We start from the raw sequence: 7629 nt of genomic DNA on the forward strand, positions 1-7629 counted from the left end.
GCCCGGCCCGGCGTCGGCGGGCACTGCATCGCCGTCGACCCGTGGTTCATCGTGGACGCCGCCCCGCAGGAGGCGCGCCTCATCCGCACCGCGCGCGAGGTGAACGACGCCAAGCCGGGGCTGGTGGTGGACAAGGTGGTCGGGGCCGCGCTGCCGTTCGCCGAGCCACGGATCGCGGCGCTGGGGCTCTCCTTCAAGCCCGACATCGACGACCTCCGTGAGTCGCCGGCCCGGCTGATCGTCGCCCGGATCGCCGACCGGCTCCCGCATGCGGTGATCAGCGTGGTCGAGCCGCACATCGCCGAGCTTCCCGCCGAGCTCGCGGCGCGGGATCGTGTCGAGCTGGTCGACCTCGACGAGGCGCTGGGTCACGCCGACGTCGTGGTCCTGCTCGTCGACCACACCCAGTTCCGCGCGGAGGCGGCGCGGCGGAGCCCGCGTGCCGGCTCGCAGGTCATCGACACGCGTGGCGCGTGGCGTCGTGCCGTGAGCGCCGGCTGATGGCTCGGGTCGGCCTCGACGGAGGTGGTTCGCTCCCGCCCATCGACGGCGTCGCGCTCACCGTGGGCGAGGTGGCCCGGTTGACGACGGCCCCGCTCGCCGCCTCGCTCCGGTTCGGGTCGGTGCGCGAGATGCTCGAGCCCCGCCCGGAGCACGTCGTGATCTCCGTGGGCGCGCACGCGTCGCTGTTCTCGCCCTCGCGGTCCGACGAGCTGGCTCTCCTCACCGGGCTCGTCCGGGACGGAGCCGTCGTGAGCCTCCTCGACGCCGCGTGCTCGCTCGCGCCGCGCGGCGACGGCCCGTTGCCCGACTGGTTGCGGCGGGAGAGCCTCCACGTCGTCGGACGGTGGACGCTGGACGGCTCCGCCGTACCGGTGATCGGAGGCGGGTCCCCGGTCCCCGAGGTCGAGGCCCTCGCCCTCGGTGGTGCCCTCGGCGGCGTCGAACCACCGGTCGACGCCGCCGAGCACGACGCGGTCGTGTCCGAGCTGGCATCCGTGCTCCTGCTGCTGCGCGAGACGCGGCACGAGGCGGACGCGGTCAGGTCGCACGTCGCGGCGCTCGAGGCCGAGCGTGACGCGCTGCGCGTGCGTCTCGACCGTCTCACCGCGCGCTACGACGCGCTCAAGGGCTCACGGCTCGGCGCTGCGACACTCCGGTACTGGACCTGGCGGAAGCGGGTGGCGAGATGACCACGCAGAGACCGACCTCGGAGCGCGCGAGAGCGCTCTGGTTCGACAGGGAGGTCCTCGACGCGCGGATCGCAGAGCTCACGGCCCCGTCGCAGGAGACGCGGCCGGCGACCCGCGTGGCGGGCGTCACCGTCGTCCTGGCGACCTTCGACGGCGCCACCCGCGTCGCGGGGATGCTCGGGTCGCTCGCGAGGCAGACGCTCGACCCGGCGCGCTACGAGGTCGTCGTCGTGCCGAACGGTCCGTCCGACGGCACGGGGGACGTCGTCGCGCGGACGTGCGAGGCGTTCCCCTCCCTCCGCGTCCGTGTCGCGCACCTACCCGTCGCCGGGGTCGCGCTCGCGCGCAACCTGGGCGTGGCGTTGGCGCGCCACGACCACGTGACCTTCGTCGACGACGACGACGAGGTGCAGCCGCGGTTCCTGGAGTGCCTGCTGCGGCACGCCGCACCCGCCACCATCGTCGCGGTCCCCGTGGTGGACCGTGCCGAGCCGGGGACGGAGCCGGTGCCCGGCGTCCTCGGGGAACGCGTCGTCGCGGCGTCCGGGCAGCAGGTGTCGGCGGACGCGCACCCGTGGGTGCTCGGGTACAACGCCGCCAAGCTCGTCCCCACCGACATCGCGGAGCGCCACGCGTTCGATCCGTCGCTCCGCAGCGGCGAGGACGTCGCGTACTGGGGGTCCATGCTCGCCGAGGAGGGGTTGGCGGTCCGGTTCGTGGCCGAGCCCGACGCCGCGTACGTCCGACTCCTGCGCCCGGAGTCGGTGTCGCGGCGCGCCCTGGACTTCGACTTCGCGGTGCGGCAGCGCGTCGAGGTGATCACGCGCTTGCGCGCCCTGCCGCTCGAGGACGGACCCGCGCGCGCACGCGACGCGCTGGTGCACGCGCAGGCCCAGTTCGTGCGCCGGTTCTGCGAGGCGTCGCCGGGGCAGCGCTCCGAGGCGCTCGACCTCGTCGAGCGCTCACGTGTCGTGGGCTTCCCCTGGGGCACGCTGTACGGCCCGCAGGAGAAGGAGCTGGTGTTCGCGTACTGCTTCGCGCCCTACGCCGACACCAGCGCCATCGTCGCCGCCAAGGTCGTCGCGTCCCGTCGACGCCGGGTCGACGTCATCAGCAACGACATGTCGGGGGTGCGGCGCAGCGACCCCCGCATCTCCGAGATGACGGCGCGCTGGGTGGACCGCCTCGAGGTGGTGGACACCCGGCCCGCCTTCTCGGACTGGGGGCTGATCGGCGAGTTCGCCGAGCGCTCGGCGGGCGTCGCCCAGCAGTGGATGCAGCAGGGCCAGCGGTACGAGGGCATGTACTCGCGGGCGCTGTGGGCCGGCTCGCACGTCGCCGCCGCGCTCACCAAGCTCCGGCACCCCGACCTGCGGTGGGCGGCCGAGTTCTCCGACCCGTTGCGGACGGACGTGCACGGTCAGCGGCGCGGCGGCGCCGTCGTCGACGACGCGCTCGCACGACGCCTGCGTGACGTGGTGGACGACGTCGCACGGGGCGAGCGGCTCGAGACGCTGTTCGACCTCGTCGAGCTCAGCACGTTCGCCCTCGCGGACGAGCTGGTCTTCACGAACCCCAACCAGCTCGACTACATGCTGTCGCAGGTGGCCTCGCGTCGCCTGCGCGACCGCGTCGCACGCGTCGCGGTCGTCCGGCCGCACCCGGCACCACCGCCCTTCATGCTCGACGTCGAGGACGCGCCCTACGTCACCGCCGAGGGGCAGGTGCACGTCGGCTACTTCGGGAGCTTCTACGACAACAGAGGTCTCGACGAGGTGTTCGTCGGCCTCGCCAACAGCGACATCGACGTCCAGCGCACGATCCGGCTGCACGTCTTCAGCAACCACGTCGACGACGTGGGTGCCCGCGCGGCGGCGCTCGGCGTGGCCGGCAGCGTCCACTCGTTGCCCTACTTGAGCTACGCCGACTTCCTGCCCGCGCTGCGGCAGTTCGACGTCCTCCTCGCGAACGACGTCAACCGGGGCGCCGGCCTCCTCGTCAACCCCTTCCTCCCGTCGAAGGTCTCCGACTACCTCGCGTCGGGCGTGCCGGTCTGGGGGCTCGTGGACGACGGTTCTCCCTTGTCCCGCATGGACCTGGCGTACCGCACCCCCGTGGGTGACTCGAACGCGGCGATGCGCACGCTTGCGCGGCTCGCGTCGCTCGGACGGCGCGGCACGCCGCCCGAGGCGCACCTCGCTGGCGGGTCGCGTGGCTGAGCCCATGACGGCCGCGGACGTCGCCGTGGGGCGACGTCTCGCCGACGAGCTGGTGGTGCACGTGCGGGCCGCAGGTGCCGACGGCGCACGGCTCGTGGACCCCGACCTGGGCGGTGACGCGAGCCTGTGCTCCCAGTCTCAGCTCGCGGGGCTGCTGTGCCTGCTGGGTGAGGCGGAGGACGTCGCCCTCGCCCGGAGGCTGGTCGTGGACGTCGAGCGACGGCAGGGGCCGGACGGCGGCTTCCCGTCGGTCTACAACCGCCCCCTGCAGGGCGCGGCGTGGCACGACCTGGCGGAGCTCGGGGCCGCGGCGCCCGGGCTCCTCCAGTGCTGGCGTCGCGGCGTCGTCGAGGCTCGAACCGTCCTCGAACGCGCCGCGGCGCACTGCCGGGCACGCAAGCAGCTGCCGGGCGTGTTCCGGAAGAACGACGACAGCGCGGGTGTCGACGTCCTGAACGGTGACGCCTACGCCGCCGCCTGCTTCGCGGCGCTCTACGAGATCACGCGCGAGCCCGCGCTGCTCGCCGAGGTGGCCGAGGTCGCGGACCACCTGGCGACGCACCTGGGGGCGCACGGCGAGGACGAGTGGGTGTACAGCGTCGACGGGAAGGCCGCCGTCGTCGGCGGCTTCAGCGTCGCCTACCAGGCGACCGTCGTCGGGCTCGGGAGCTGGTGGGCGGGCGGGGTGCCCGACGAGGTCGAGTGGCGTGCCGCACTGGCTCGCGCCGCACGTCGCGCCGCGGGCTCCCTGGAACGCGGTGACCGCGACGACGAGTGGGCCACGTGGGTGCCGGACTGGTCGACGGTGCCGGAGATCTGCTGGCTCGCGGCCGTCGAGGGCGTGCCCGCCCCGTCCGTCGCTGCCGTCGTCGAGGAGGCGCTGTCCGACGCCGGCCGCACGCCGGTCCCCGGGCGTGAGGGCCGGACCGCGCTCAAGACGCCGGTGCGCGTGGCTGCCAACTGCGCGGCGAGCCTCGTCCTGCTCCGGACCCGCCCCGACCTGCGCCTGGAGCCCCTGACGGGGGTCGTCGACGCCGAGCGGTACCTGAGCCGCCACGCGGACGACGCGTCGCGGCCGGGCACCACCCGGTGGGCCTACACCCTCGTCGAGGACGGCGCGGTCGAGGTGGAGCTCCCCAACCGCGTGCGGGTCCACCTGGACCGCGACGCAGGCGCCTGGGTGCACGGCGGACGGGCGCAGGAGCAGAGCACCCTGCTGTGGGAGCACTCGCTCGGTTTCCTTCCGACGCTCGAGCACGACGGCCGGAGTGAGTACGTCGACGCGGTGCTCGAGTCGTACGACGCCTTCGTCCGCACACCGGCGGGAGCGGACCTGCTGGCCTCCATGACCTCGCTCGACCACAGCGTCGCCGTGCGGCTGCGTGCTCTGTGCACGCTCGCGTGCCAGCGGCGTGCTGTCGGACGGCCGCAGCCTGCCGCGGTGGAGCGGCTCGTGCGCCACGCCGTGGCCTGGGCGCGTCAGCCGGGCCGCATCGCGGGCAACAACCACGGCATGATGCTCGCGGCCGCCCTCGCGCACGCCCACCTCCTGTGGCCGCACGTCGTATCGCCGAGCGTCGTCGCGGAGGCGACACGACGGCTCCGCGAGATCATCGGCGGCGCGTTCGACGAGGCGGGGGTCTGTCGCGAGAACACCCCGGCCTACCAGGCCTTCTACCTGCGCTTCGCCCGGACGCTGGTGGCCTTCGTCGACGACGTCGGGTCCGTCGGCGAGGTCGCGGACCTCGGGGCGTTCCTCACCGCGGTCGTGGACGCGGGCGAGGCCACCCTGCGGGTCATGGTGCGTCCCGATCGCACGTTCGCCCCGGTCGGTGACTCGGGAGCCGAACGCGCCGACGTCGACCCGGCACGTGGGGTCGTCGTCTCGGAGGAGAGCGGCGCGTACTACCGGAACGAGGCCGACTGGCACGTCGTCGCGCGCTGCGGGTCCTCGTCCCACGTGCACAAGCACATGGACGACACCGCCGTCTCGCTGTGGGTGGCGGGCGACGACCTGATCCTCGACGGCGGCCTGCACAACTACGACTGGCGGGACCCCGTGACCGTCGCGGTGAAGTCCCAGCGCGGGCACTCGGGTTTGGTGTTCCCGCGGTTCGACGACCTCTACCCGGGCGCCGTCCACCGACCCGGGGTCTCCCGCGTGCGCAGCGAGCTCCAGGTCGTCCGAGGCGGCGATGTCGACACTCTGGTGTGCTCGTCGAGCATCGACGACGTGCACCGTGTGCGTCGCGTCGTCGAGGTCACGGACGGTGCGCTGCGCGTGATGGACTCGTTCGAGAGCCCGACCGACGTCGCGGTCCAGCGCTTCCTGCTTCCTGCGTCGGCCGAGGTCACGGTAGGTGAGGGCGAGGTCGGTGTGCGCTCGGACCACGCCTGGCTCCACCTGCGCTTCGACCCGCGCCGGTCGGTGGCCCGGTGGACGGGCGCGACGGACGAGGGGCACCGGGGCTGGGTGTCCCGCAGCTGGGGCTCGGCGGAGCCCTGCCACATGGTCGACATCGCCCCGGTCGACGGTGAGACGGTCATGTGGGCGTCGGTGACGTTCGGGGCTCGGACCGACGGCTGACCGGGCGGCCCGTCGTCCCGAGCTGGCGTGGGGTCGCTACGCGGGTTCGTCGGGCGAGGAGATCGGCCAGCTCCGCAGGGTCTCGTCGAAGAGGGCACGGAACGCCGCGTCGTCGAGCCCACGCAGCGGGAGGTACTTGGCCTTGTGGCGGAACGGCTGCTCGGGGTCGACGCGGCCGATGACGCGGGCCGGCACGCCGCCGACGATGGCGCCGGGGGCGACGTCGTCGATGACGACGGCGTTGGGTGCGACGATCGCGAACGGACCGACCACACATCCGCCGAGCACCTTGGCCCCGGTCGACAGCACGGCGTAGTCGCCGATCATCGGGACGGTCGGTGCACCGGTGCCGATGCGACGGACCGGCTTGCCGTTCCCCCCGATCGTGACGTGTGGCGCGATCGTCAGTCCCTTCCCGAGGTCCGCGAGCGCGTGGATGACGACCCCGATGCCGCCGTACCCGAAGACCGTGCCCTCGCCGAGCCGTGTCGCAGCAGGGATGGCGCTGCTGTGCATGAGCGCGTTCAGCTGCACGCACAGCTCCGCTCGTTCCGTGTCGCCCGCCTGGAGGTAGCGGTGGGCCGACTGCCAGATGCGGTACGCGCTCGGGATCTTGTCGGCCTTCACCGCGAGCGAGTCGACCCACGGGTCCACGAGGGAGTCCCAGCCGTGGGGCCGTGGTGCGGCGACCTCCTCGGGAGCTCGCAGGTCGCGGGAGAAGGCGTCGATGCGGGCCGCCACGTGCTCGTAGACGAACCCCGCGTAGTGGAAGGGTGCATCTCCCCAGCGGTGCGTCACGGAGGACCGGACACCCTGCGCCGGGAGGTCGACGAGGCGGAGACCCAGCGACCGCAGCACGTCGTGGTACCGGGCGAACTCGTCGTTGCGTCGTGCGCTGTCCGCGCCGAAGCTCGGCGTCGTGGGGCGGCCGTCCTCGGTGTGCTCGGCCCACGGCAGGGCCAGCACCAGGGTGCGGTCGAGCAGACCGAGACGCCGGAGGTCGGCGACGAACCTCTGGGCGGCTGCCGACCACAGGGTGTGGTGCTCGTCGGTGCCGAAGGCGACGTGGCGCACGGCGAGCCCGCCGTGCGCCTCGAGCCCGGGTTCGGCCATCGTCTCGGGCGTCCGCGTGGTGGTGTGGTCGTCCGACACGAGGATGCCGTTCCTCTCGTCCTGCAGGTCGACGAGGAGCAGGTCCACCTGCGCGGCGCGGTGGAGGAGCCGCGGGAGGAGGGACGACGTCTGGTCGCCGTGGTGCTGGCGCGCAGCGAACGTGCTCGTCGCGCCTGGCGGCGGCGGGACGGCGAGAGGCGTCGCGTACGCGCTGACGAGCGACTGCCGGGCCACGTAGTCCAGCAGCGCGTACGAGTCCGCGTCGAGGTGCTCGAACGTGTCCCTGCTGACGCAGCTGCCGTAGATGAACACGCGCGTCGGTGACGCGCCACCCGCCGTGCTCACCGGAGCAGGTGCCGGCTGACGGCCGAGAGAGACCGGCGCGCCGCCGTCCCGTCCCCGTACGGGTTCTCGGCGGTCGCCATCGCGGCGTGCGCGCTCGTGTCGCGCAGCAGCGTGGTGACCTCCGCGACGATCGTCTCCTCGTCGGTCCCCACGAGCCGCACGGTGCCGGCGG

General features: G+C 73.5%; 6 protein-coding genes. 4 read left to right on the plus strand and 2 right to left on the minus strand.

Annotation, left to right across the window (positions count from 1 at the left end):
* The 4 genes from J7523_RS19655 to J7523_RS19670 all read left to right on the plus strand — a co-directional run.
* Positions 1–501, plus strand: a 501-nt coding sequence (locus tag J7523_RS19655; protein ID WP_291890385.1) for a UDP binding domain-containing protein, incomplete at its 5' end; no start/stop codon positions are given.
* Positions 501–1193, plus strand: a complete 693-nt coding sequence (locus J7523_RS19660) for a hypothetical protein (RefSeq protein WP_291890387.1) — start codon at positions 501–503, stop codon at positions 1191–1193. The genes J7523_RS19655 and J7523_RS19660, both read left to right, overlap by 1 nt.
* Positions 1190–3412 (plus strand): glycosyltransferase, encoded by a 2223-nt coding sequence (locus tag J7523_RS19665; protein WP_291890389.1) that lies wholly within the window; start codon positions 1190–1192, stop codon positions 3410–3412. The genes J7523_RS19660 and J7523_RS19665 overlap by 4 nt, the downstream gene beginning before the upstream one ends.
* On the plus strand, positions 3405–5999 hold the full coding sequence (locus J7523_RS19670; RefSeq protein WP_291890391.1) for a heparinase II/III family protein: 2595 nt from the start codon (positions 3405–3407) through the stop codon (positions 5997–5999). Before J7523_RS19665 ends, J7523_RS19670 begins: the two co-directional genes overlap by 8 nt.
* A 36-nt stretch (positions 6000–6035) precedes the next feature.
* On the opposite strand, the gene J7523_RS19675 is transcribed toward J7523_RS19670, so the two are convergent.
* On the minus strand, positions 6036–7457 hold the full coding sequence (locus J7523_RS19675; RefSeq protein ID WP_291890392.1) for a DUF6270 domain-containing protein: 1422 nt from the start codon (positions 7455–7457) through the stop codon (positions 6036–6038).
* On the minus strand, positions 7454–7618 hold the full coding sequence (locus tag J7523_RS19680) for a UDP-N-acetylglucosamine 2-epimerase (RefSeq protein ID WP_363267387.1): 165 nt from the start codon (positions 7616–7618) through the stop codon (positions 7454–7456). Before J7523_RS19680 ends, J7523_RS19675 begins: the two co-directional genes overlap by 4 nt.
* Positions 7619–7629: the final 11 nt, after the last annotated feature.

The sequence above is a fragment of the Cellulomonas sp. genome, assembly GCF_017744555.1.
Lineage (GTDB): Bacteria > Actinomycetota > Actinomycetes > Actinomycetales > Cellulomonadaceae > Cellulomonas.

Bases quoted from the DNA above. Each gene is read 5' to 3' on its own strand.
- J7523_RS19660 (WP_291890387.1), top strand. From the start codon at position 501: ATGGCTCGGGTCGGCCTCGACGGAGGTGGTTCGCTCCCGCCCATCGAC.
- J7523_RS19665 (WP_291890389.1), top strand. From the start codon at position 1,190: ATGACCACGCAGAGACCGACCTCGGAGCGCGCGAGAGCGCTCTGGTTC.